The 20,085-nt window shown below is 65.4% G+C and carries 23 protein-coding genes; 9 read left to right on the top strand and 14 right to left on the bottom strand.

The genetic code is table 11. The features are described from left to right. Positions 1-68 precede the first annotated feature (68 nt). From AC3A4Z_RS08370 to AC3A4Z_RS08355, 4 genes are all read right to left on the bottom strand, one after another. Positions 69-962, bottom strand: a complete 894-nt coding sequence (locus tag AC3A4Z_RS08370; RefSeq protein WP_498711165.1) for an SDR family oxidoreductase — start codon at positions 960-962, stop codon at positions 69-71. 22 nt (positions 963-984) lie between these two features. Further along, complete coding sequence (locus AC3A4Z_RS08365) at positions 985-3,135, bottom strand: amylo-alpha-1,6-glucosidase (RefSeq protein ID WP_498711164.1); 2,151 nt, start codon at positions 3,133-3,135, stop codon at positions 985-987. Between the two features lie 239 nt (positions 3,136-3,374). After that, positions 3,375-3,710: a cupin domain-containing protein gene (locus AC3A4Z_RS08360; RefSeq protein WP_493972345.1), complete on the bottom strand. Its 336-nt coding sequence runs from the start codon at positions 3,708-3,710 to the stop codon at positions 3,375-3,377. A 126-nt stretch (positions 3,711-3,836) separates the two neighbouring features. Further along, positions 3,837-4,706 carry a DUF1295 domain-containing protein gene (locus AC3A4Z_RS08355; protein WP_498711163.1) on the bottom strand — a complete coding sequence of 290 codons (870 nt, stop codon included), beginning with the start codon at positions 4,704-4,706 and terminating at the stop codon, positions 3,837-3,839. A gap of 159 nt (positions 4,707-4,865) precedes the next feature. On the opposite strand from AC3A4Z_RS08355, the gene AC3A4Z_RS08350 reads away from it, so the two are divergent. Next, complete coding sequence (locus AC3A4Z_RS08350; RefSeq protein WP_498711162.1) at positions 4,866-5,285, top strand: DUF2177 family protein; 420 nt, start codon at positions 4,866-4,868, stop codon at positions 5,283-5,285. 47 nt (positions 5,286-5,332) lie between these two features. Here AC3A4Z_RS08350 and AC3A4Z_RS08345 read toward each other — a convergent pair whose 3' ends face one another. Next, the gene (locus AC3A4Z_RS08345) at positions 5,333-5,911 is read right to left on the bottom strand and encodes an SOUL family heme-binding protein (protein ID WP_498711161.1); all 579 of its coding nucleotides are present in this window, start codon (positions 5,909-5,911) and stop codon (positions 5,333-5,335) included. A 116-nt stretch (positions 5,912-6,027) separates the two neighbouring features. On the opposite strand from AC3A4Z_RS08345, the gene AC3A4Z_RS08340 reads away from it, so the two are divergent. Together AC3A4Z_RS08340 and AC3A4Z_RS08335 are read left to right on the top strand one after the other, a co-directional pair. Further along, entirely contained in the window at positions 6,028-6,960 is a 933-nt protein-coding gene (locus AC3A4Z_RS08340) for an SAM-dependent methyltransferase (protein WP_498711160.1), read from the top strand. A gap of 52 nt (positions 6,961-7,012) precedes the next feature. Further along, positions 7,013-8,302 (top strand): hemolysin family protein, encoded by a 1,290-nt coding sequence (locus AC3A4Z_RS08335; protein WP_498711159.1) that lies wholly within the window; start codon positions 7,013-7,015, stop codon positions 8,300-8,302. Positions 8,303-8,310: 8 nt separating this feature from the next. Here the strand turns inward: AC3A4Z_RS08335 and AC3A4Z_RS08330 are convergent, their stop codons facing one another. After that, positions 8,311-9,192 (bottom strand): MurR/RpiR family transcriptional regulator, encoded by an 882-nt coding sequence (locus AC3A4Z_RS08330; RefSeq protein ID WP_498711158.1) that lies wholly within the window; start codon positions 9,190-9,192, stop codon positions 8,311-8,313. A gap of 108 nt (positions 9,193-9,300) precedes the next feature. Between AC3A4Z_RS08330 and AC3A4Z_RS08325 the strand changes: the two genes are divergently transcribed. The 3 genes from AC3A4Z_RS08325 to AC3A4Z_RS08315 are packed head-to-tail and all read left to right on the top strand — an operon-like array spanning position 9,301 to position 12,446. Continuing rightward, positions 9,301-10,695 carry an MFS transporter gene (locus tag AC3A4Z_RS08325; protein WP_498711157.1) on the top strand — a complete coding sequence of 465 codons (1,395 nt, stop codon included), beginning with the start codon at positions 9,301-9,303 and terminating at the stop codon, positions 10,693-10,695. Between the two features lie 11 nt (positions 10,696-10,706). Continuing rightward, positions 10,707-11,180 (top strand): GAF domain-containing protein, encoded by a 474-nt coding sequence (locus tag AC3A4Z_RS08320; protein ID WP_498711156.1) that lies wholly within the window; start codon positions 10,707-10,709, stop codon positions 11,178-11,180. After that, positions 11,181-12,446: a metal-dependent hydrolase family protein gene (locus tag AC3A4Z_RS08315; protein ID WP_498711155.1), complete on the top strand. Its 1,266-nt coding sequence runs from the start codon at positions 11,181-11,183 to the stop codon at positions 12,444-12,446. It abuts the gene before it with no gap. A 20-nt stretch (positions 12,447-12,466) separates the two neighbouring features. On the opposite strand, the gene AC3A4Z_RS08310 is transcribed toward AC3A4Z_RS08315, so the two are convergent. Further along, the gene (locus AC3A4Z_RS08310; RefSeq protein ID WP_498711154.1) at positions 12,467-13,504 is read right to left on the bottom strand and encodes a helix-turn-helix transcriptional regulator; all 1,038 of its coding nucleotides are present in this window, start codon (positions 13,502-13,504) and stop codon (positions 12,467-12,469) included. Positions 13,505-13,624: 120 nt separating this feature from the next. On the opposite strand from AC3A4Z_RS08310, the gene AC3A4Z_RS08305 reads away from it, so the two are divergent. Together AC3A4Z_RS08305 and AC3A4Z_RS08300 are read left to right on the top strand one after the other, a co-directional pair. Continuing rightward, positions 13,625-14,023, top strand: coding sequence for a DUF1304 domain-containing protein (locus tag AC3A4Z_RS08305; RefSeq protein ID WP_498711153.1), 399 nt, complete (start codon positions 13,625-13,627; stop codon positions 14,021-14,023). A gap of 131 nt (positions 14,024-14,154) precedes the next feature. Then, the gene (locus AC3A4Z_RS08300; protein WP_493972356.1) at positions 14,155-14,589 is read left to right on the top strand and encodes a nuclear transport factor 2 family protein; all 435 of its coding nucleotides are present in this window, start codon (positions 14,155-14,157) and stop codon (positions 14,587-14,589) included. A gap of 99 nt (positions 14,590-14,688) precedes the next feature. Here the strand turns inward: AC3A4Z_RS08300 and AC3A4Z_RS08295 are convergent, their stop codons facing one another. The 7 genes from AC3A4Z_RS08295 to AC3A4Z_RS08265 form a co-directional block, all read right to left on the bottom strand. Beyond that, entirely contained in the window at positions 14,689-15,618 is a 930-nt protein-coding gene (locus AC3A4Z_RS08295) for a hypothetical protein (protein ID WP_498711152.1), read from the bottom strand. Positions 15,619-15,683: 65 nt separating this feature from the next. After that, the gene (locus AC3A4Z_RS08290; RefSeq protein WP_498711151.1) at positions 15,684-16,796 is read right to left on the bottom strand and encodes a GmrSD restriction endonuclease domain-containing protein; all 1,113 of its coding nucleotides are present in this window, start codon (positions 16,794-16,796) and stop codon (positions 15,684-15,686) included. A gap of 267 nt (positions 16,797-17,063) precedes the next feature. Then, complete coding sequence (locus tag AC3A4Z_RS08285; RefSeq protein WP_498711150.1) at positions 17,064-17,444, bottom strand: VOC family protein; 381 nt, start codon at positions 17,442-17,444, stop codon at positions 17,064-17,066. Between the two features lie 221 nt (positions 17,445-17,665). After that, positions 17,666-18,178, bottom strand: a complete 513-nt coding sequence (locus AC3A4Z_RS08280) for a mycothiol transferase (RefSeq protein WP_498711149.1) — start codon at positions 18,176-18,178, stop codon at positions 17,666-17,668. Then, positions 18,175-18,378: a hypothetical protein gene (locus AC3A4Z_RS08275; protein ID WP_498711148.1), complete on the bottom strand. Its 204-nt coding sequence runs from the start codon at positions 18,376-18,378 to the stop codon at positions 18,175-18,177. The genes AC3A4Z_RS08280 and AC3A4Z_RS08275 overlap by 4 nt, the downstream gene beginning before the upstream one ends. Positions 18,379-18,449: 71 nt before the next feature. Beyond that, a complete protein-coding gene (locus AC3A4Z_RS08270; RefSeq protein ID WP_498711147.1) occupies positions 18,450-18,983 on the bottom strand; it encodes a proteasome activator in 534 nt (177 codons plus the stop codon). Positions 18,984-19,005: 22 nt separating this feature from the next. Beyond that, on the bottom strand, positions 19,006-19,350 hold the full coding sequence (locus tag AC3A4Z_RS08265) for an iron chaperone (protein WP_498711146.1): 345 nt from the start codon (positions 19,348-19,350) through the stop codon (positions 19,006-19,008). Between the two features lie 130 nt (positions 19,351-19,480). Between AC3A4Z_RS08265 and AC3A4Z_RS08260 the strand changes: the two genes are divergently transcribed. Then, positions 19,481-19,882 carry a DUF1801 domain-containing protein gene (locus AC3A4Z_RS08260; protein WP_498711145.1) on the top strand — a complete coding sequence of 134 codons (402 nt, stop codon included), beginning with the start codon at positions 19,481-19,483 and terminating at the stop codon, positions 19,880-19,882. Positions 19,883-20,085 lie beyond the last annotated feature (203 nt).

The following is a 20,085-nucleotide window of genomic DNA, read 5'->3' as shown; positions in this document are numbered from 1 at the left end:
ACGCGTAATCAGCATGCTGGGAGTATACGGCGGTTGCCTTAACAACCTTGTGTTCGCCTCCCTAGGCGTTACGTAAGGTGGGCCGCCTGCTCCCTGAGGAAGTCCGTCGCCTTCCTGGGGTCGATGCCCCGCTGGCGCAGGGGCTGATCGTCCCAGGTGGCCTCGTTCAGGTCCTGGTGCAGTCCTGCACCGAAAACTGAGGCCAGCGCGTCGTTGCGGCGCTTGAGCAGGCGCACCATAAGCCGGGCTACGGGACGGGGCATCCGCTGCACCTTCATCCTGCGGTGGGTGAGGTCCTGGGCTATCGCCACAATGTCGTTCTTCGTCAGCGGCTCCGGGCCGCCGAACTCTATCAGTGCCGGCGGGGCAGCTTCGAGTGCCACCGCGCACAGCAGGGCGGCGACGTCCTCCGTGGCCACCCAGCGCCTTTTGGTGTTGCCTTTGCCGACGATGGCGGCTTTTCCGCCGGCCATGTCAAAGCGTGCCATCGGGCTCAGGTGGACTTCCTGGAAGGCGTCGGCACGGGCGATCACGGCTTGCATGGCGGAGTTCCCCAGGCGTTTTTCGACGGCGAGCTTGGCGTGTTCCAGCGGAGAACCGGTGGGAGCGTCAACACCGGTGAAGGAAAGATAGACGAAGCGCTGCACCCCGGCGGCCTCCGCGGCCGCGACCAGTGCAAGCATGCCTCTCTCGTCCACCTCCCGGATGGACGCGGAGCTGGCCCCGCCCAGGCGCCGGCCGATCGCCGTCGCGGTGGCGACCACGGTATCGATGCCCTCACAGGCGGCGCCGAGACTGGCCGGTGCCGTGAGGTCGCCGCGTACCACCTCGGCACCGATCCCGCGCAGCGCTGCGTCGTTGCTGCCGGCCCGTACCAGGCAGCGGACCGGCTGCCCCTCCGCGCGCAGCCGGCGGGTAACCCGGCTGCCAAGGTCACCCGTGGCACCCACAACAAGGATCATGACCGCTCCTCTTCCACTCATCTCAATCGGCGGCCAGGACCGTGCGCATCTTGACCAGTTCGTTCAACGGCGGGCGCGGCTCGCGGCGCAGCCTGATGTTTTCCGGCAGGCCCCGGACATCGACCGATTCACCCTCGATGTGGATCGAGAGCCGGTTGTCGTCCCCGGAGAAGGGGACATTGTCGAAGTGGAAGTAGGTGTTGTGCGGAGGCAGCGTGGGGGCAAGCCATACCTCGTCCCAGGGCAGCCCGGGATCGAATCGCAGCAGCGTCCGGATGAGCTGGACAGGGGCGGCTGACGCCCAGGCCTGCGGGGAACACGAGGCAGGGTACGGGACGGGCTCGGGGTAGGCTGCCCGGTCCAGCCCGCAGAAGAGTTCGGGCAGCCGCCCGCCGAAACGGTCGGCCGCTTCCAAGAGGGAGTACGCCACCTTCCGGGCCTCCTTTACGAAGCCGTGCCGCATGAGCCCGGCCGCGGCGATCGCATTGTCGTGCGGCCACACTGACCCGTTGTGGTAGCTGGCAGGGTTGTAGGCTCCCATGTTCGCTGCCAGGGTCCGGATCCCCCACCCGGTAAACATTTCGGGGGACATCAGGTGTTCCACCACCTTCGGCGCCTTGGAGTCATCAACAATCCCGGTCCACAGGCAATGGGCCATGTTCGAGGCGAGGGCGTCAACGGGTTCCTTGTCCCGGTCCAGGGCAATCGCGTAGTACCCGCGGTCCGGCAGCCAGAACTGGTCGTTGAACTTTCGTTTGAGCAAGGATGCTTTGGCCAGGCACGCATCGGCCGTGGCTCCGTCCCCCGCGGCGATCGCCATCAGTGCCCGGCCGAGGTAGGCGGCATAGGCGTACCCCTGGACCTCGCAGAGCGCGATGGGTGGCTCCGCGAGGGACCCGTCCGCAAAATTCACGCCGTCAGCGGAGTCCTTCCAGCCCTGGTTGCGGAGCCCTTTCTCCGTTTTTCGCTGGTATTCAATGAAGCCGTCGCCGTCGCTGTCACCGTAGTCCTCCATCCACCGGATGGCCCTGTCTGCCGCCGGAAGCAGCCGGCGGGTGGCTTCATCGTCAAGCCCCCACCTGCTGAGCTCTGCCAGGACAACGACGAACAGAGGGGTAGCGTCGACGCTCCCGTAGTACACACCGCTGCCGCCCAGTGCGAGCCCGGCCGTGGCGCCAAGGCGTACTTCATGGAGGATTTTCCCGGGCTCTTCCTCCGAGGCGGCATCCATTTTTGTGCCTTGGTAGTCGGCCAGGGTCAGGAGGGTCCCCTTGGCCAGGGAAGGATCCAGGAGCAGGGACATAAAGGAGGCCAGGAGGCTGTCCCTGCCAAACAGCGCCATGAACCACGGCGCACCTGCGGCCACCACAGCGCGGTCAGGATGCTCGGGGTTGAAAATGCGCAGGGATCCCAGGTCTTCCTGGCTGCGTTTGATGATCTTCTCCACCGAGCGGTTGCGCAGGTTGGCCGTGGGCATGGACTTGCGCCATTCCATAACGCGGCGCACAGCATCCGCCGCGGGAGCGCCGGGGCCGGCGTCCGGTTCCCCGCTTGCCCCTTCCAGCAGGGGTGTGGCCGAGACCGTGAATGACCAGTGCCCGTGGGCTTCGATGGTGGCGGCCATCACCAGCCTGTCCCCTTCGACCGTGGCACCGGGGCAGGCGACGGCGATGCGCCGGGTGTGGCCATCCCGCACCGACTCCAGCGTTACGCCGTCCTGCTTAAACCGACGCGAGCGGCGCCGGGGAACCCGCTTACCTTCCTTCACCTCGAACAGGCTCGCAAAGTCGGCGTCAACAAACAGCTCCATGCGGCATTGCTGTGGAATGCGGGAATAGTTATGCACTGTAACTACCTCGGTCAGGTTTGTCCCGAGCTTTCGTTCCCGGTCAATGAGGAGGGAAGTGTCGGCGTGGTCCGGCCTGCGGGCCCTTCCGACGAAGACTCCGTGAAAGGGGTTCGGAGTACTCGCCGATAATGCTTCAACCGGCAGGCCCTGAACTTTCAGGGCCCAATCACTGATGAAGCGGGTGTCCTGGAAGAACACTCCCTGCGGGAGGCCCGCTGCCATATCCCCGTTGGAGGACGATATGCAGAATGAAGTCCCCTGAATCAGGGTGACGGCTCCGGGACCAGCGGAGCCGGCATTATTCTCGACATCCCCGATGGCCATCCCGGCTTCTTCCACAGCACTTCACGGTCGAAACATCTCCCCTAACTATCGGAGATCGTGCTTCCTCCGGCAAGGGGTCCCTACCGGCCAGCTGTTCCATGGCAGGACAACCATCGGCACCAGCCCTGGCGAACCTGAAAAGCCAGCGTCAAAATGAGCGCGGAATTCCCCCACGTCCGTGCAGAATCAGCGAAGCAGCCGTGTTGGTTGAGCTGATCACGGCGGAGTGAGGCGACGGCCTACCGGTCCAGCTTCACCGCTGTGAACAGCACCGCCGAGTCCTCCTCGGCCTCCAGGCTGTGCATCCCGTCCGGGACGATCAGGAGGTCTCCTGCCTTGCCCTGCCACGCCTCGCCGCCGGACTTGAGCCAGACGGATCCCTTGATCACAAAGACCGTGGCTTCGCCGGGGTTCAGGTGTTCGCTGAGCTGGGTGCCCGCACGGAAGGCCATGACGGTCTGCCGCAGCCGCTTCTCGTGGCCACCGAACACTGTGTCTGAAGCACGGCCGCTGGATTCAGCTACGGCCGATTCGAGTTGCTGACGGGCCAGGGCATCAATCGATATCTTCTGCATGAGGACACCGTACCCGTGGGGCACGCGCGGCTCGCGGTAAAGCCGCCAATTTTCCCCGGCCCACAACAGAACACCGACGGCGGCACCCAGCCGGGTGCCGCCGTCGTGCGCCCTGATCCCGGCCCGCTACGTGAGCTTCGGGACCAAAACCGGGGTCTCCTTCTTGTAGGCCTCATAATCGGGCTGGCCGCCCCACTTCCTGTCCGCCTTCTCCTCGAGGGGCGGTACGCCGCTGCCCCGGATCAGCAGCAGGGCCACGAACACCGGCGACACCAGGGCAACCCACTGCCAGCCCTGCAGCACCGGCAGGGCGATGATGGCCACGCCCACCCAAAGCGTGATCTCGCCGAAGTAGTTGGGGTGCCGGGACCTGGACCACAGGCCGGTGTTGATGAAGCGGCCCTTGTTGGCGGGGTCGGCCTTGAACCGGGTCTTCTGGACGTCCGCCACTGTCTCCACCGTGATCCCCAGCGCCCACACCAGCAGGCCCACCCAGAAGAACCCATCCAGGCCCACCTTCTTGTCCGAGGTGATGGCCACCCACGCCAGGGCTGCGGTGAGCACCACCCACAGGCCCTGCAGGGTCCAGGTGTTCAGGAAACGGGCGAAGTCCGTTTTCAGCTCGTCGAAGCGGTCGTCCCTGCCGTGCTTCATCACCCGCCGGAACAGGTAACTGCCCAGCCGGACTGCCCACACCACCACCATGGCCGCCAGCAGCAGTCCGCGCGCATCTACCCCCGGGCTCACCAGCACCAGGAACACCGTGATGGCGATGTATGTCAGGGCGCCGGTGAGGTCGTAGAACTTTTCCGTCTGCGCCTTGTAGGACGGGACGAACACCAGCCACTGGATCACGAAGGCGGCAGCCACAGCCAGCGCGAACAGCGGCACGCCGCCGATCGCGGAGCCGCCCTGGCTTCCGGCAAGGGCAATAAGCACCCCCGCCACCACGGCGATGGGGATGCTGATGAGTGCCTTCCGGCTCTTCCCGTTCATGCGTTTGGTCCTTTCAGCGGCGCCACGTGCTGCACGGCGTGTTCCCCGCACCCTTCCGGGCACTTTGCAGGCGAGGACCCATGGCCTCGTTACTTAGTCTTCGGTGCGGGAAGCGTGTTGTATGGGTGGAGTCAGCACCGCCGATCAAAGGACCCGGGCATGAACACCAGCACGAAGAAATGGATCGTCTCCTACGCCGTCACCGCCGTGATCTTCGCCGTCCTGGACCTCGCGTGGATCAGTTTCGTGGCAAGCAACCTGTACCAGAGCCAGATAGGCCACCTCATCGCGTCCCGGCCCAACCCTGCCGGCGCCGTTGCCTTCTACCTGGTCTTCGTGGCGGGGATGGTGCACTTCGGTGTCCGTCCCCTGGACGCCAGCGCCTCAGTGCGCCAACGCGTCACCGGTGCCGCGTTGTTCGGCTTCTTCACCTACGCCACCTGGGCCCTGACCGGGTTTGCCGTGCTGAAGGACTTCACCCTGCTGGTGGCCGTGACGGACATCCTGTGGGGAGCGGCAGCGTGCAGCGTCGTCACCTGGCTGGCAACCACCGTACTACGGCGTATCGCAACCAAATAGGCAAGGCACGTCCGACGGCGGCAGGAGAGGACGTTCCCCGGCATCCGTCAGCCCTCGGCGACATCCTGAAGCACCTCATTGCGCCGCAGGAACCACGGCTTGAACGGCGGATCGTACCCGGCGAACCGCGGCGCCCCCAAGGGTGTCAGGCTCGCAAGTTTCAGCGCCGCCTGCAATCCATCGTTGTGCCGGGCGAACGCAGCTTCCGAGCCGCTGCCCGAGAACTTCACCACTGCAGTCAGGGAACCGGGCACGGCGCGGATCTTTACCAGGGGATCCGCCGGGACAGGCGCGGTCTCCATGGTGATGCCGGCGGGAAGCACAAATGCCACCACGTACTCGCTGGGTGCGCGGCTCCCGGGCAACGGGCCGCTCTGGAGTACGGGAGCAGTCATGGCCAGTTTCTGCGACGGCCCCGGTTCCCGAAGGACAGGGGCGGTCATCGCCAGCTTCTGCCGGGACGTGTTGTTGCCGCTGATGTAGTTGAACAGGTACCGGAACGCGGTGTTCCCGGCCCGGTCAAAGGGGGCGCTCACCTGGACTTCAGCCACGACGTAGGCGGGATAGCGGCGCAGCTCAAAGTGCGGGTAGCGCCGGACGAGTTCGAAGGGTTGCTGTTCTGTCATGGTCCCTCAGAGCCTACGCCGCGGCGATGGCAGCAGCCACACCCCCAAGGCCCTGCTTCTGCCGGCGCCCCGGGGGTAGGCTCCCAGTCAGGAAACCACGCGGGAAGGGTTTTGAGATGACGGAGTTCGAGGACCAGGGCGTGTCGCTGACCGCCCTCGCCGTGGCCGCGGGCCGCGCCGTCGAAACGTCCCGGCCCGATGCTCTCGTGAAGGACCCGTTCGCTGCCGCCCTCGTTGAAGCCGCCCACTCGCACGTGGAATTCCCGACGGCGTGGCCTGCTGGTCCCGAGGCCGTGCCGCCTTTGCAGCAGCCCCTCCTCCTGGCCTCCATCTACATCGGCGTGCGGACCAGGTTCATCGACGACTTCCTCCAGTCGGCTCCTGCCACGGCGCAGACAGTAGTGCTCGGGGCAGGGCTGGACACCCGCAGCCACCGGCTGGACTGGCCCTCGGGAAGCCGGGTCTTTGAAATCGACCATGCCAACGTCCTGGACTTCAAAGCCGGCGTGCTTGAGCGCCTTTCGGCACCGCCGTCGTGCGAGCTCATCACCCTGGCCGCCAACCTGTCCGAGCCGTGGCGCGCCCTGCTCCTCGCGTCCGGGTTCGACCCCCGCCAGCCCACCACCTGGGTCCTCGAAGGCCTGCTCCCCTACCTCGATTCCGCGGCCCAGCAGGCGGTGCTGACGGAGGTAGTGGAGCTGTCCGCCCCAGGCTCAGGCGCTGTGATTGAGCGTGCAGTCCCCCTGCCCAAGACCGACGACTTCGAAGCCAAGCTGCGCGACTTCAGCCTGCAGACCGGGCTGCCCATGAGCGGGCTCCTGGCCCGAGCCGATCCGCCGGACCCTGCCGAACTGCTGTCGGCGGCGGGTTGGCGCTGCACCCAACACACGGTCCAGGAACTCTGCGAAACGTACGGCCGTACCCTGTCCCTCGGCCCCGCTGACCGCGCTGACCGCGCTTACACCATCGAGTCAGGACAGCAGCCACCACCACCCCACCCTGCCCGCGGCGGCTTCGTCACGGCTTCGCGGCCCTCACCTGGAGCGTGACCAATGCTGTAGCAACCGCACGGGGACCGCGGCCATTGGGTAGTGTCTGATCATGGACAGCGACACCCTGGTCAACTTCCTGTTGGTCCTCTTCTTTGTGCTGCTGGGCGGCGTCTTCTCCGGCACCGAAATGGCACTGGTCTCCCTCCGGGAGAGCCAGGTGCGCCGGATGGAGAAATCAGGAAAACGGGACGCCCGGATCGCAGCGCTGGCCGGGAACCCCAACCGTTTCCTCTCAACAGTGCAGATCGGCGTGACCCTGTCCGGCTTCTTTTCAGCGGCCTATGGCGCCTCAACCATCGCGCCCGACGTCGAACCCCTCCTGCGGGGCATCGGATTCGGCGCCGCGGCTGAGCCCGCCTCCTTCATCGGCATGACGCTCCTGGTGGCGTACCTCTCCCTGGTGCTGGGCGAACTGGTGCCCAAGCGGCTCGCCATGCAAAGCGCCGTGGGCTTCACCAAAATCCTTGGCCCGCCCCTGCACGTGCTCTCCGAGATCATGCGGCCCGCCGTCTGGCTGCTCTCCGTGTCCACGGACGCCGTCGTGAGGCTCTTCGGCGGCGACCCGAACGCCAAGCAGGAAAGCGTCACCTCTGAGGAACTGTGGGACATGGTGGCCGAGAGCGAGTCGCTGGAGGAACACAGCCGGAGCATCCTGAACGACGTTTTCGGAGCCGGGGACCGCTTATTGCAGGAGGTGATGCGGCCCCGCACGGAGGTGACCTTCATCAACGGGAACCTCACCATCGCCGCCGCGCGCAGCATGCTCCGGGACGGCCCGTACTCGCGTTATCCCGTCATGGACCGGACGCCCGATGACGTCCTTGGCTTTATTCACATCCGTGACCTTATGCCCCGCGACGGAGAGTACGACGACTGCCTGGTGCGGGACATCGTCCGCGGGATCCTCCCGTTGCCGGGAACCAACAAGGTGGTCCCGTCGCTGTCCCGGATGCGGAGGCAGGGCCAGCACATCGCGCTGGTGGTGGACGAATACGGCGGCACGGACGGCATCGTCACGCTGGAGGACCTCGTCGAGGAGCTGGTGGGCGAGATCTACGACGAGTACGACGCCGGCGCAGACCACGAGGACCGGGTCACCAAAGCCAACGGTTCAGTGGACGTCGACGGCGGGCTGATCCTTCAGGAGTTCGCTTCGGCATCCGGCTTCCGGCTGCCCGAGGGGCATTACGAGACAGTGGCCGGTTACGTCCTCGACCGGCTGGGCCGGCTCCCCCGGACAGGTGACCAGGTGGAGGTGGACGGCCACGTGCTGACCGTGACCGCGATGGACCGGCTGCGCATCGCCCGCATCCGGGTCACCCCTGTGGACGGGCAATAAGGCCCGTCCTAGGAGCTTGAGCGCGGATGCATGATCCGCATCTGGTCCCAGGTCCGTTCGGACGCGGCGATGTTCTTGTTGGACCGCTCCCGGTCCAGTGAAGCGAGTTCGACGGCGATTGCCTGCACCGCGGCGACGGCCCCGGTCAGTGACGGGAAAAAGCCCGCGCCTTCGGTGGGGACAACGATGCGCTGCTTCGCATGTTCGGCCACGGGAGACCCCGCGCTGTCCGTGATCGACGCGATGGCGGCGCCCGCATTGTGGGCGATGTCCATGGCCCGCACAGTGCTGTCGTAAACCCGCCACAGGCTGATCGCGATCACCAGATCCTCCGAGGTCACCCGGGCGAGGGTGTTCGTGAGTGCGGCGACGTCGGCGTCGAGCAGCCGGACGTTGTAACCGGCAATGACAGCGTTGTGTTCCAGGGCCTTGCCCGGGATGGCGTAGCTGCCCGCGGCCACGATCAGGGTCTGCCGCGCCCCCGCCATCGCTTCCGCAATGGAACGGACGGTGGCCGGATCAAGCGTGCGCTCCAGATGGGCGAGGTTGGCCCGGTCGGTGGAGACGGCGGCCTGGGCCGGACTGCTGACGTGCCCGTTGTGCTCGGCCGCGACTTCGAGGGCGCTCAGGGATGCCAAAAACCGCGAGCGGAGCTCGAACTGGAAATCGGCCCAGCCTTTGAAATCCAGCGCCTGCGCCGTCCTGGTCACCGTGGAAGCGTTCGACGACGCCGCTGCCGCGATGTCGCTGACTGAACCGTAGGAGGCAAGCCGCGGCTGCGAGCGGAGGACGCCGATGACCTGCATCTGCCGGGCAGCAAGTTTCCTCCCCTGCACCCGGCTGTCCAGCCATTCGGTGACAGACGACGAGTTGGATTCCTGTTGCACCACCTATTGACCTACCTCACACTTCGGCGTAATTTCGATTACATCACATCTGCACAGACTTGTGCATACTCCTCAAAATGAACAACTTGGCCCACTTCGGCAGGAACCCTCATGTCACTTACAGCACGCTTGGATCGCCTGGCTCTCAGTCGCCCACACTACAAGCTTCTCCTTATCGGAGGCCTCGGTTACTCGTTCGACGGCATGGACGGGGCAGTGGTCGCATTCCTGCTCCCGCGCATCCAGGAACTCTGGGGCCTGAGCAACGCCAGCCTGGGCCTGGTGGGGTCAGCCGCCCCGCTGGGCTTCTTTTTCGGAGCCATCCTCTCCGGTTGGATGGGCGACCGCTTCGGCCGCAAGAAGGTCATGCTCTGGGCACTGGCCTTCTACTGCGTCATGTCCGTAGTGGCCGCCATGGCTCCGAACTTTGAGGTCTTCCTGATTGCACGGATCTTTGCAGGATTGGGTGCAGGCGCTGAGAGCGTGATCATCGCGCCGTTCCTGTCCGAATTCATCCCGCCCAAGCGCCGCGGCTGGTTCATTGGAACGTTGGCCGGATTCTTCTCCTTCGGCTTCGTGGGTGCAGCACTGATTGGCCGCTTCGTCGTCCCCATGGGCGAGGACGGCTGGCGCTGGGCCCAGGTGATCACTGCTGTCCCCATCCTCCTCCTGCTCTGGTGGCGCCGCAGCCTGCCGGAATCCCCCCGATTCCTCATCAGCCGCGGCCGCATCGCGGAAGCAACCGAGGTGGTGGATCGTTTTGAGCAGAGTGTAGTGAAGGCAACCGGCAAGGACCTCGCCACGCTCCCGCCGGCCACCGAGGAGATCACCAAGCACGAGCAGAAGATCAGTATCTGGAACGCCCTGAAGTTCATGTGGTCCAGGGCCATGCGCCGCCGGACCGCCGTGATCTGGCTGATCTGGTTTGTGATCACGTTCTCCTACTACGGCTTCTTCTCCTGGATCCCCACCCTGCTGGTGGGCCGCGGCATCACCGTCACCAAGAGCTTCGAATACTCGATCATCATTTACCTTGCACAGATTCCCGGTTACTTCTCCGCCGCCTGGCTCAATGACCGGATCGACCGGAAGAACACCATCGCCCTGTACCTGACGGGATCGGCGCTCAGCGCCTTCTGGCTCAGCCAGTCCAACGATTCGGGCATGATCCTGGTGGCCGCGGCAACCCTGTCCTTCTTCCTGAACGGCACCTACGCCGGCGTCTATGCCTACACACCCGAGCTGTTCCCCACCTGGATGCGGGCCACCGGCGTGGGCCTGGCCAGCGCGGTGGGACGCATCGGCAGCATCCTGGCCCCGTCCATCATCGGCATCTTCTCGGTGGCCCTCGGCTTCGGCGGGGTGTTCGTCATGACAACGGTGGTCCTGACCATCGGCGTCCTGGGCGTGGTCATCTTCGGCGCCTCCACCGCCGGCAAATCCCTCGAAGACATCAACGCCCGCGCCGAGCATGACCCGGCGCCGGCGGGAACGGGGCAAAAATGACAGGAACATCAATGAAACCGGAAGTCTTCCAGCAGGTCTTCGACGCCATGCGGCAAGACCCAGGCGTCATCCTTTTCACCGTCCTGCAATGGATCCCGGAACGCTCCAGCCTGCGGCGGCTCTTCACCAGCCATCCGGTTGAGTACCCCGTGGGCGGTGAAAAGACCGTGGAAATCTCGCCCGGCTGGCGGGGAACGGTCATCGAAGACAAAAAGCCGTTCCTTGCCCCGGACCTGGACGCGCTCCGCGAGGTCTTCGCCGATTCCGAACTCATCCAGCGGCTCGGCTGCGGTGCCGTCATCAACGTTCCCGTCCTCGACGACGGCGGCAACGTGGCGGGGGTCCTCGCCCTGCTGGACGCGGAAGGCAGCTACACGGAGCAAAGCGTGGAAGCCGCCGTCGCCGTCGTCAAGACGAACCTGACCGACCTCATCGAAGCCTTTGCAGCCCATCCCCACGAAGTCCCAGGGAAGGACACCCCCTAAATGAGCACCACCCCGAATACCCAGGCCCCGGCTGAAGAAGCGGGCGGCAGCGCCGCCCTGGTGATCCGCAACGCCAGCGTGCTGGACGTGGACGCAGGCACCTACTCCGTTGCCGACGTCGTCAGCATGGACGGGAAAGTAAGCCATGTCGGTCCGGACGCCGAGGCACCCTCCGGCGCCCGCGTCATTGACGGCTCCGGAAAGTTCGTCCTTCCGGGGCTGATCGACTGCCACGTCCACGTGGTGGCCTCCAGCGCCGACTTCCGGTCGCTGACCTACACACCGGCGTCGTACGTGTACGCGCAGACCGCCCGGATCATGGGTGAGATGCTGCGCCGCGGCTTTACCACCGTCCGCGACCTCTCCGGCGCTGACTTCGGCCTGGCCATGGCCCAGCAGGAAGGCCTGCTGGAAGGCCCGAAGCTCCACTTCTGCGGGCACGCGCTCAGCCAGACCGGCGGCCATGGCGACATGCGCCTGCCCGGTGAAGACCACGATCCAAACGGGCGGGGATGCTGCGGCATCGGCCGCGTGGCCGACGGTGTTGACGCCGTGCGGGCGGCCGCACGCGATGAAATCCGCAAGGGCGCCCACCACATCAAGATCATGGCCTCCGGTGGAGTTTCCTCCCCCACGGACCGCATCGACTCCACCCAGTATTCGATGGAGGAGATGCGGGCAGCCGTGGAGGAGGCCGAGGCAGCGAACCGCTACGTCGCCGCGCACGCTTACACGGCCCGTGCCATCAACCGGGCGCTGGAGGCCGGCGTCCGTTCCATCGAGCACGGCAACCTGCTCGACGACGAAAGCCTCCGCCTGTTCCTCGAAAAGGACGCCTTCCTGGTGCCCACCCTGGTGACGTACTGGGCGCTCAAGGAAGAAGGCAGGGACTTCGGCCTCACCGAAGAGATGTGGGCCAAGGTGGACTCCGTCCTCAACAGCGGCCTCGAAGCGATCGGCCGGGCGCATGAAGCGGGGGTCACGATGGCATTCGGAACCGACCTGCTCGGCGGCATGCACCGCCACCAGAACGAACAATTCCGGCTGCTCGGAAAGGTCCAGCCGGCAATCGATGCCATCCGTTCGGCCACTACGACGGCGGCCCGGCTGCTGGAGCGCGAAGGCCAGCTCGGCGTTGTGGCACCGGGGGCGGACGCCGACATGCTGGTGCTGTCCGCAGACCCGCTCGAGGACATCTCGGTGCTGGCTGATATTGCCGACCACCTGGACGTCCTGGTCCAGAACGGGAAGGTAGTCAGTCCCTAACTCGGGGATATCCGCCTTCTCTACGCGACGAGCCTGGCCACCAGCTCCCCGCGGCTGCCCACGCCCACCTTCCCGAAGAGCGATTTCAGGTGGTCGTGGACAGTGTGCGGGGAGATGAACAGGTTTCGGGCGATGTCCGCCGTCGTACTCCCGGACAGCACCTCGAGGCAGACCTCCCGCTCCCGGGCAGTGACGCCGTAGGCGGTCAACAGCAGGGTGGCCAGGTCATAGGTGGTGGCGGGCTCCACCGTGACCACCATCTGTTCGGGGTCATCGCCCGTGATCAGGCGGCTGGCTTGGAGCACCACCCAGTTGTTTCCGGCGTCGCGCATCCTTGCCCTGGCCGTGCCCGACCTCGATGCATGCGCGTGTGCCGCCACCGAGTGCAGGGTCATGGTGAAGCGTCCGGGGGCGGCCTCCTCCACCTCGGCAAGCCAGATTGCCGCTGCGGCGGTGGCTGCTCTCAGCTCGCCGTGCAGCCCGGCGATGACGATCACCGGCCCGGCCGTCGCCTGGCGGCCGGCATGTTCTGAACGGACGGCGATCCGGCTGGCGGCGGCCAGGGTGGCTGTGACAGCGGCGAGGAATTCCACCTCCCGGTCGGAAAAATCAGGACCCGACGCCCGGAAGATGCTGCCCACTCCCCAGCACGCCTGGTCCACCCGGAACGCGGCGCGGAGTTCGTGCTCCAGGCCCAGCGGCTTAAGGATCTCGTTGATGCGGACGCTGCCCGTCACGTCCCGGTGCGGCGCGTCCGAAATCCGGGCGATGGGCCGAGGGCGCAGGGACAGTTCTGCGAACCGGTTGGGTTCCTGACCGGCGTACTCCGTTTCGGCGAACCGTGCCGCATACTCCTCCGTGACGCCCCAGTCCCGCCAGTTGGTGACAGAGGTCATCACCAGCGACTCGGGGTCGACGCCGGCCCAGCAGCCCTGCTCGAACGGCACCTCCCGCTGCACCACGGCGAGCGCAGCGGCATAAAGCTCGGCCAGGCCCATTCCACCGGTGGCCAGGGCGGCGATCTCCCGCCGCGCGCGTTCAGCGCGCTCCTCCCACATAGCTCCAGTATCTGCCCACGGGGCGGTGACGCAATCCCCCAGAGTGGGGATACGGCGAGCAGCCCGGAACCCCGGTGCGGGGGATGTAGGCGGCGAGCACCGCCGTCGTACTCTTCCTGCATGAACGCCGTATCCCAGATTTTCGCGGTACTCGCCGCCGTGATCTACATCGTGGTGTTCCCGCTGGAGAGTTTCCTGTTGCACCGGCCGGGGGCGCAGAAGTTCCTCAGCACCCCGCCGCAGAACGTTCCGGCCGTGATGATGTGGGCCATTCCCACGGGGTTCCGGAATCTGGTGATCGGTCTGGGCGTCCTGGCCGGGGTGGTGGCCGTGAACCTGGGCTACGTGGTGGTTGGCTACACCCTGGTGATCTACTGCTGCTTGAACATGGTGCTGACCGCTCCGGCGATGTTCCTGGCGGACATGCAGGGCCACTATCCCAAGAGGGGCGACAGCATCCCCGGGACCTTGGGCGCCACTGTGCCGGCGCTGATCGCACTGGTTGCGCTGCCGTTCTGAACCGGCAGCACGGGTCGTTGACAGCCATCCGGGCCGGGCGTGGAATGTAATTGGCTCCAGCAAGCAGCCGAAGCCAAACCCTCGAAGCGGCCTCCGCTTCCGTGAGGCCGCCCAAAAATTGGAGGTCCGCAATGGGACAGGCACGCGAAGTCATGGATCGCTTAAACCGGGCCATGGAATCAAAAGACAAAGAAACACTCGCCAGCAGCTACGCCGCCGACGCCGTGGCCTACACCCCCGACCAGGGGGAGATCCGCGGGCGTGACGCGATCACCAGCTATCTCTTCGACCTTTGGGAAGCAATGCCGGACGTCCGGTACAACCAGACGGGACGGTACGAGTCCGGCAACGTGGCGATCGATGAGGGCATCGTGATTGGAACGAACACCGGGCCGCTGCGGATGCCCTCCGGCGAAACCATGCAGCCCACCGGCAAGGAACTCAGGATCCGCAGTTGCGACGTGGCCACAGTGGAGAACGGCGAGATCACCTCACACCACTTCTACTTCGACCAGGTGGAGTTCCTGTCGCAGCTCGGACTGATGCGTGAAATGACTTCACACTGAGGGGTTGAGTCAAGAATTCAAGCTGAAAAGCAAGCGCCCCGCGGAAGGTATTCAGCGGGGCGCTTGTCACCGCAGTGCAGGCATTTCTTTACGAGTACGTTACGCTCCCTGCCAGCGGTTACGTCCGTCAGTGGCAGGAGCGCAAATCATCGGCTTGCCCGTCTTACTAATTCCAGTGCCGCCGCTGCAGAACGCACCGGGTGTGACGTAGTTCGGTGCCGCCGGCGCGACGGGAGCCTGCTGCACCGGCTGCTGCGCTTGTTGCTTTGCGGCCTGCTCAGCTGCTGCCTGCTGTGCCGCTTGTTGTGCTGCTGCCTGCTGTGCCGCTTGTTGTGCTGCTGCTTGCTGGGCGGCCGCCTGCTGGGCAGCAGCTTGCTGTGCGGCGGCAGCGTCAGCTGCCGCCTTGTCCGCGGCAGCCTTTTCCGCGGCAGCCTGCTCTGCCGCAGCCTTCTCCGCTGCTGCCTGCTCAGCAGCAGCCTTCTCCGCCGCTGCCTTTTCCACGGCAGCCTTCTCGGCGAGGACGCGCTTTGAATCGGATTCGGTCATCCAGAGCAGCCGCTGATCGCTGCCCATGGTGCAGACATAGGTCTGGCTGTTGTACTTCTGCGTTGCTGCAGCCGTGGTGCACTTCGAGTTCGCGGGGTTCGTCGCGGTGGGTGTGGGCGTTGGCGTAGCAGTGGCCGACTTCTGCACCGGGCTGACGAGGGTTGCCTTGTCGGTGTCCTCGCGAGGAGCTGCCGTCGCGCCAACTATGCCGCTGCCGAGGGCAAACACCACGAAGCCGGCCACAGCTACCAGTCCTCCTGATTTCCGGTGAGGCAGCCCAACCCAGGACCGGCGTTTGAACAGCAACGCATAAAGTCCAGTCAGCAAGGCAATCAGGCCAAGGAAGAACAGCACCATTCCCACGCCGCCCACTATGGCGAAGGGGATCAGTACCAGCAGCAGGACTGCCGCCACGATCCAGAAAAGCACGGTCGGCTTCCAGCGGCCCTGTTGGCGGCCCGGAACATACGGATTGTTTGTCACTATTTCCCCCTGGGAATGTTTGTGATGGTGATACAGATGAGGCGTGGAGGCCCCAAGACTTTGGGTCAGCTTTCGCAGGCAACGCCGTCCAGGTCGCGGTCCAGCCCTGCCCGGTAGCCGGCCTGGCCCTCGAGGATGGGTGCGGCACCAGCGGCTTTGGCCGCCGCGCAATTCGCGTAGAAGACCGCCGCAGGGGCGGGAGCAGCCGGGGCAGGCAGGGCCGGAGCTGGCGCCACAGCAGCCGGAGCCGATGCGGCAAGGGCCGGCGCAGGCGCAGGTACAGAGGAGGCTGCCGGTGCCGGCCCAGGGGCGCCACCCTGGTTCGTGGGTGCCAGTTGGCCCGTGCAGCCGGCAAGGATGTTTGCCATTGCATCGTGCTCGGCCTGGGTAACCCACAGGCCGTACGCCGCCTTCACCGAAATCTGCCGCGCGACGTACTCGCACCGGAACGCCTTATTCGGTGGCAGCCAGGTGGCGGCGTCGCCGTCGCCCTTTTTCTGGTTGATGGGGCCGTCCGTCGCCTGCAGGTTCAGCGGGTCGTTGGCGAAGGCCGTCCGCTGCTCAGTGGTCAGCTGCTGTGCGCCCTTCTGCCAGGCATCGCTGAGGGCAACCACGTGGTCGATCTGGACAGCGGTGCTTGTCCCGCTCCCCCGCTGGAAGCTGATGCTGGCGCCCGTGTAGGGGTCCGCCAGCGTTCCGGCCTGCACCTTGCAGGGAACGCTGTTGGTGAAGGTGATGCCCGTCAGGTCGCGCTGGAGGATGTCGTTCCGGGTGTCGCAGCCGTTCCGGTCAACGTCCGCCCACGCCTGCCCGAACAGCACACGGTCGTAGCCCGTCTTGGGCGCCCGGCCCTTCACGGCAAGCGTGGCCAGCAGGTCGATTGCCTTGGCGGCGAAGTCGGGCTGCGCGTCCGGTGCGACGGCGGCCTGCGCCACCGAGTTGGGAGTCTCGCGGTCCAGCGGTTCCGCAGTCTCCGCGGCGACGGGAACGGACGACGGCGCGGCCGCAGCTTCTGCAGGTGAACTCGCCTGGGCTGGGGCGGCGATAGCCGTGCTCGCCGAAGCGGGAACTTCCAAGTCCGCGGAAAGGACACGCGGCAGGGCGAGGGCACCGGCGATAAAAAGGGCGAACGAAACCCCAAGGGCGATCGCCCCTGGCTTCCGTGCCGACCCCGGCACCTTCCCAAACTTCGACAATGTTTTCCCCCATAAAAAAGGCCCGGCAATGAGCCGGGCCTTTTGCTTAAGCCGCGTTGGTTACAGCTGGGAGCCTATGTGCCGGGGAGAGGGTAAAAGCCGAAGTTCGGACAAACCTGAGGCAACTTTGACGTTCTCTTGATCCAACCTTGATGCTGCCGGTCGCACAACAATGCCCGGGCTTAACAATTGCACGCCAACAAAGCAAAGCTCGCGCGGGCAGAATGCCCGCACGAGCTTCAGAAAGGGCTAGGTGCGCTGGGTGATGTTGAGGATGTTGCCTTCGCTGTCCAGGAACCAGGCGGCCTTTCCCCAGTCACTGGTGGCAACGCCGTTTTCCGTCTTCAGGCCGGGAAAATCGTAGTCTTCGAACGTGACGCCGCGGCCGCGCAGTTCTTCCATTTCGCGGTCGAGGTCGTCCACTTCCCAACCCATCTGGGTGTTCTTGGCCGAGCCCGCGTTGTCTGTCTGGTAAACGAGGAAACTCGTCCCCTTGCCGCAGGTGTACATCAGGCTGTCCTCTTCCATGGAACCGTCGGGTTCGATGCCCAGCTTGTCCCGGTAAAAGTCCCGTGCCCTATTGATGTCCTTGGCCGGAAGGACAGCCATGATTGCTGAATCCTTGAGCATGATGAATTCCTTTGTGCATTCTTTTCGCGGTGATGGCGATGCTCTCCCCCGAATGCAGTCCCGGAACGTCTCTGTCCACGACTGCGTGGCCGTCCACTCCGCCTGCTGTGGGCGGCTACCTGGGACTCTGCAACGCCCCGCCAGCCATACCCGGCGCGAGGGTCCCCGAAGCCTATGTGGCCATTATGGAACTGAATTGCCGCTGCGGAAATAGGGCAAACCTAATCTCCCCGCTTCTGCTGCAGGCCCTTCGCATACGCGGCCTGCCCTACATGCTGGAGGCAGTCCGCGATTGTGCTGACCAGCCGCACGCCCAGGGTGACCGGCGGGTCCCACCGCGTATCAACCACGCGGTCCAGGTCCTCATCGTCGAGCGTCTGCACATATTCAACCGTCTGCCGGTGAACCGCGCTGTAATACTCCAGCAGCAGCTCCGCCGGGGCCCGCACGGCATCCACTTGGTCACTGGTGTGCCCGTAGCCGGTTTCCCGGGGCCGGAGCGGCAGGCCGAAACGGCCTACGAAGTCCTGGCTGAACCAGACCTGTTCCAGCCCCGCCGCATCTGCAACCTGGACATCCTCCACCCGCGCCAGGTGCCAGACCAGCCACGCGATGGAGTTGCCCGTGCCGGCCGGCCGCACGGTGAGGAACCCCTCGTCGAGCCCTTCCAGCGTTGCTTCCACCGCTTCCCGGATCCTGCCGAACGCATCCAGCAGCAGTTCGTTGGATTTCATTTCGGCTCTTCGTTTTCCGGTTCCGGCTTGTCGCGGGCCTCCCGCAGGTGTTGCTCCAGTTTGGCTTCCGCATCCCGCCGGCGGTCGCCGACGGACCGCCCTTGTTCGGTTCCGGGCGGCGGATTTCCCGGCTCACGTGCCTGGTCATTCTCGCCGTTGGCGGGGATGGCGCTGTCCAACTCTTCGCTGTTTTCACCCATACCGGATGGTCTCACAGGCGGTGAGGGGGTTCCAGAAGGACCAGCCCGGGCGAGCCGCCGGGTCATGCTCGTCAGAGGTACTGGCCGGGAGGTTCGACGTCGTGGCCTGGTTTTCGTTCCGGCCGTGCGCCGTGTCCCAGGGGGCCGGCATCCATCCCGGCTGCCGGAATGACGCCAGGCGGAAAAGGACCAGGCGGCAGTGGTCCAAGCATCTGCTGAGTTGCCTTCTGTTTCGCGGCAATAGCCGTCTGGATGTCCTGCACCAGCCCGCCGATCCACCCGGACAGCTGTGCCTGGCCAATCCGCAGTTCCTCCTCCGAGCCCGGCGATTCTCTGGTCAACGGCTGCCACAGCCGCTCGAGTTCCTCCGCCGGACCGGGCGCGAGGCTGTCCTGGAGTTCTTCGACAGACCGTTGGTGGATTTCCGCCAAGCGTGCCCTGGCCTGCTCATCGAGCGGGCCGTTGTGTACTTCGTCCAAAAGGTGGAGGAGGCTGGTTCCGATCCGCATCACCTTGACCGGGTCTTCCACCAGTCGGGCGAGCGGGCCACTGCCAGCCGCTTCACCGCCGGAAGTGGTGTGCTGGCTTTCAGGTCCGATGATCATGGTTGTCCTCCCAGTTGCAAGATTACTTCCGGATCTCCGCCATCCGCAGCCGGACCATTTCCTCCACCACGTCATCAGGAACGGGGTGGTCCGGGGTGAACCGGACAGTGCCTTTGGACAGCGAGTAGCCGACGAGTTTGGGGGCAACGGCGTCCACCACAGCGGGCGAGAACGGAAAGATGGAGAGGTGCTTGGCCGCCGCTACGACCCCGATCAATGGTTTGCCATCCAGTTTCAGCGCGGGCATGCCGTAGCTCATTCCTTCGACGGCCCCAGGAGCGAGGCCGCGTGCAATTCCGACAACGTGTTCCAGGCATTGGCGGTCAGGCTCCGACATTGCGGCGAGGGAATCGTCAACGGCACCCATGCGGTCATCTTAGCCCTGCGATGAAGCACGACGGCGGGACGTAGCTTCCAGCGTCGGTCACCTCTTCCCCTCCCCGTGAGAACGGGGAACGATAGGCCGTGAGTGCGCCGACGTTCGAAGGACTGCATCAATGAGCTATGGGAAGGACCCCCGCGTTGACCAATACATCGATCCCCTTCCTCCCTGGCAGCAGGCCATTTGCCGGCAGGTGCGGGACCTGGCCCACGCGGCCGATCCCGCCGTCGAGGAAACCATCAAGCGCACCGTCCAGCCCTACTTCATCTTGCAGGGCAACATCTGTGCCCTGCTCGCGGCAAAGGACCACGTCAATGTCTTCCTGTACGACGGCGGCCTCACCCCGGACCCGCACCACATCATCACCGGCGGACACGGCAACAAGACCGGCCGGATGATTTCCTACTACGAGGGCGATCACGTCCAGGAGGAGCCCCTGCTTGAGCTCTTCCGGGAGATCATCGCGGTCAACCGAGCCGGAGGCTGGCGGAAGGCCAAGGGGGGTTCCGGCGATTGAGCCCGAAGCCCTGGTGGTCGCGTCGCAGCCGTCCAACCCCAATTGCTTGAGCCCGTCGAAACCCAGCGGTTAAGCCCGTCGGAGTCAGACGCGGGTGGTCGAGCGGGCAGCGCACAGGCACCCGCAGGTCGAGCGGGCAGCGCACAGGCACCCGCAGGTCGAGCGGGCAGCGCACAGGCACCCGCAGGTCGAGCGGGCAGCGC

This window comes from Arthrobacter sp. Soil_C_49, from assembly GCF_057656635.1.
This window is presented reverse-complemented; position numbering and strand designations above follow the sequence as displayed.